The following is a 3,010-nucleotide window of genomic DNA, read 5'->3' as shown; positions in this document are numbered from 1 at the left end:
GGTTTTTGGGGCTGCCATCGTAGTTGTGGCAGCGAAAGCAGTCGTAAACGCCCCCCACGGAAGGATCGCAAGGGTCAGCAACATCAATAGCAATATCCGTGCCTTCTTCATATCATCTCAATTGCATACTTGCCGAAGGATGTCGACATCACCGAGGGTCAACATTGCCGTGATGTGCAAACGGGCACCTTGAGTTCATTCATTGGCTGCTTTGGGCTCAGAGCGGACATTCGGAGAAGTCCATGCAAGCTTGGCATTCGGCAAAACAAGTTCCCCTAACCTGCCCGCAATTCCCCCAATAATTCAGCCCACCAATCCGCCATTTTCACCCTCTCATCCCAATGGGCACCCCTCGCATAGGCCCGCCGCACTTCATTGCGTTCCACATGAGCCAGTGCCCGTTCAATGGCATCCGGGTGCCAAAGGCCACTTTCGTTTGCAATTGTCGAGAAAGTTGCCCTGAAGCCATGCGATGTCATTTCTTCGCCCGTGTAGCCCATTCGCCGCAATGCCGCGTTAAAAGTATTCTCACTGATCGGGCGCTTGGATGATCGCAAGGAAGGGAACAAAAGAACGCCCCAACCCGATTGCTCTCGCAGGTCTCTCAAAAGCGCGACTGCCCGCTCTGGCAATGGCACGGTATGCGATACCCTCATCTTCATCCGGTCGGCAGGGATTGTCCAAACCTTCCCGTCAATGTCAAACTCCGACCACTCCGCATGACGCAATTCACCGGGACGGGTTGCCAGAAGCGCCAGCAATTCCAAACCGATCCGAGTTGCATCTTGCCCCTGATATCCGTCAATGGCCCGCATGAGTCCGCCCAGCGCGGCTTTGTCCGTAATCGCCGCTTGTGATTTTGCTTTGTGACGGACCAATGCATCGCGCAAAGGATATGTTGGATCATTGTCGGCAAGGCCATTAGCTATGGCAAACCGGAAAACAGCGCCAACGGTCGAGCGAAGACGCTGGGCAGTTTCGAAGTGCCCTTTGGCTTCGATTTTCTTTAGGGTCTTGAGAACCATCGCGGCAGAAAGATCGGTGATTGGTTTCTGCCCGAAATCCCTGTTCGCCATAGCTATGAACGAGGCGACCTTCTTCAGCGTCGTATCAGCGCGACCTTCCAAGCTAATCTTTTTCAGATAACTGGAGGCAATTGCCTCAAAGGTGTTTTCCAGGTTCTGCTGTCTTAATTCAGCCTTTTCTTTTTTGACTTCGCTGGGGTCCACATCGACAGCAACTTGCGCGCGTGCCTCGTCACGTTTCTGTCTCGCTTGTAGCAGCGAAATCGCAGGAAACGCCCCAAAGGACAAAAGCTTCTCTTTGTTATTGATCCGGTACTTGAAGCGCCACAGCTTGGAACCGCCCGGATTCACCAGAACATACAAACCGTCATAGTCGGAAACTTTGTAGGGTTTATCTGTGGGCTTGAGATTCTTCACTCTCAAATCAGTCAGTGGCATGGGGGTATCGCCTTTTCGATAATTTCCCGATACCCCTAAATATCCCCCCATTTGGGCCGGATACCCCTATACGGGACTGGACGACATCGGACAAAAAATTCCTAAAAACCCTTATATACAAGGAATTACCGGATGTCATTGGCTATTAAAATACGAGAAAATGGTGCCCCCACACGGACTCGAACCGCGGACCTACTGATTACAAATCAGTTGCTCTACCAGCTGAGCTATAGGGGCACTTTCGGCGGGTTTTGCTTGAATGGACGGCGAAATGCAACCTTTTTTTGATGCGGCGAAAGATTCATTTTTGGGCGTGACGCTCGCGGCTCGTTTGGCGTGCTCACAAGCAATTCACGGCCGTCCGGTAACTCACGTCTACCGATAAGTAACGACCCAAAAAGCCAAGATTTTTCTTGCTCTCCGATAAACAATACATGACTTTGAATGAAATATTCGAATTGATATCGCGCTCTGCGGAGAATTGTCTTGAAACGCCTGATACGCCAGCTCTGGGACAGAAACAGGATCGGGCTGATCGCTTTCTTCCTGGCGGCGGCGGTGTCACTGTTTTTTGTCCTGCGCCTCGGAATATTCTGGGTCTATTGGTCGGACCCCGCACATCGTGACCAGCCGATCGAGCGCTGGATGACGCCCGGGTACATTGCTTATTCGCACCATGTGCCGCGAGACCTGATCGCCGAGGCACTCGGTCTGACACCGGGCCGGCACCCTCACAAGACACTCGAGGATATTGCCGAGGAAAGCGGGCGCACAGTCGAAGAACTGAAGATCTTGTTGAACGCGGTCATTGAACAACAGCAGCGAGCCGGTGAATGACGGATATTCTGCTGGAGTGGATGTCGCATTACGGCGTCCTGATTATTGGCGTCACGACTTTGCTGAGCTGTCTCGCCCTGCCCGTTCCGTCATCGCTGATGATGCTGACGGCAGGCGGGTTCGTTGCCTCCGGCGACCTGACCGGCGGGTCGGTGATCGCCTTCGCCTTTGGCGGAGCCGTGTTGGGCGATCAGATCGGCTATTACCTCGGGCGCGGTTTCGGCGCGGGGATACTGTCGCGGATATCCCAAAACCCAAAACGGGCCAAGCTGGCGGAGAGGGCCAGGGATTACATCCGAACGCGCGGAACAACGGCCGTATTTTTCAGCCGCTGGCTGGTCAGCCCCTTGGGTCCCTACGTCAATCTGGCGGGCGGCGCATCGGATATGAATTGGCTTCGGTTTTCCTGTGCCAGCATTACCGGAGAGGCCGTCTGGGTGCTCTTCTATGTCAGCACCGGATACGTCTTCGCCGACAGGATTGTGGAGGTCAGCGCCCTGTTGGGCAACGCGTCCGGCGCTTTGGCGGCGGGAACGGTCACCATATTGCTCGGGTTCTGGCTGCGGCACAGCGTGCGCTCGGCGCAGGCGCGCAACTCCGCGCGCAAATCGGAATAGTTCAGGATGAGCGCCTAACGGCTCGACCGCGCGACGATGGCGACCGCGACGATGCTGACCAGAATGACCACCAGCGCACCGGGCGATGCGCCT

The 3,010-nt window shown here is 54.9% G+C and carries 3 protein-coding genes and 1 tRNA gene; 2 read left to right on the top strand and 2 right to left on the bottom strand.

All coding sequences use genetic code 11. The features are described from left to right. Positions 1–275 precede the first annotated feature (275 nt). Entirely contained in the window at positions 276–1,463 is a 1,188-nt protein-coding gene (locus AC221Y_RS22760) for a tyrosine-type recombinase/integrase (protein ID WP_486708572.1), read from the bottom strand. A 161-nt stretch (positions 1,464–1,624) separates the two neighbouring features. Beyond that, positions 1,625–1,700 (bottom strand) — tRNA-Thr (locus AC221Y_RS22755). A gap of 249 nt (positions 1,701–1,949) precedes the next feature. Here AC221Y_RS22755 and AC221Y_RS22750 point away from each other — a divergent pair. Together AC221Y_RS22750 and AC221Y_RS22745 are read left to right on the top strand one after the other, a co-directional pair. Further along, positions 1,950–2,300: a hypothetical protein gene (locus AC221Y_RS22750; RefSeq protein ID WP_486708571.1), complete on the top strand. Its 351-nt coding sequence runs from the start codon at positions 1,950–1,952 to the stop codon at positions 2,298–2,300. Beyond that, a complete protein-coding gene (locus AC221Y_RS22745) occupies positions 2,297–2,917 on the top strand; it encodes a DedA family protein (RefSeq protein WP_486708570.1) in 621 nt (206 codons plus the stop codon). Before AC221Y_RS22750 ends, AC221Y_RS22745 begins: the two co-directional genes overlap by 4 nt. The last annotated feature ends 93 nt before the right edge of the window (positions 2,918–3,010 follow it).

The sequence above is a fragment of the Boseongicola sp. genome (assembly GCF_057460485.1).
This window is presented reverse-complemented; position numbering and strand designations above follow the sequence as displayed.

Coding starts and splice junctions, on each gene's coding strand:
- AC221Y_RS22745 (WP_486708570.1), top strand. CDS start 2,297: ATGACGGATATTCTGCTGGAGTGGATGTCGCATTACGGCGTCCTGATT.
- AC221Y_RS22760 (WP_486708572.1), bottom strand. CDS start 1,463: ATGCCACTGACTGATTTGAGAGTGAAGAATCTCAAGCCCACAGATAAA.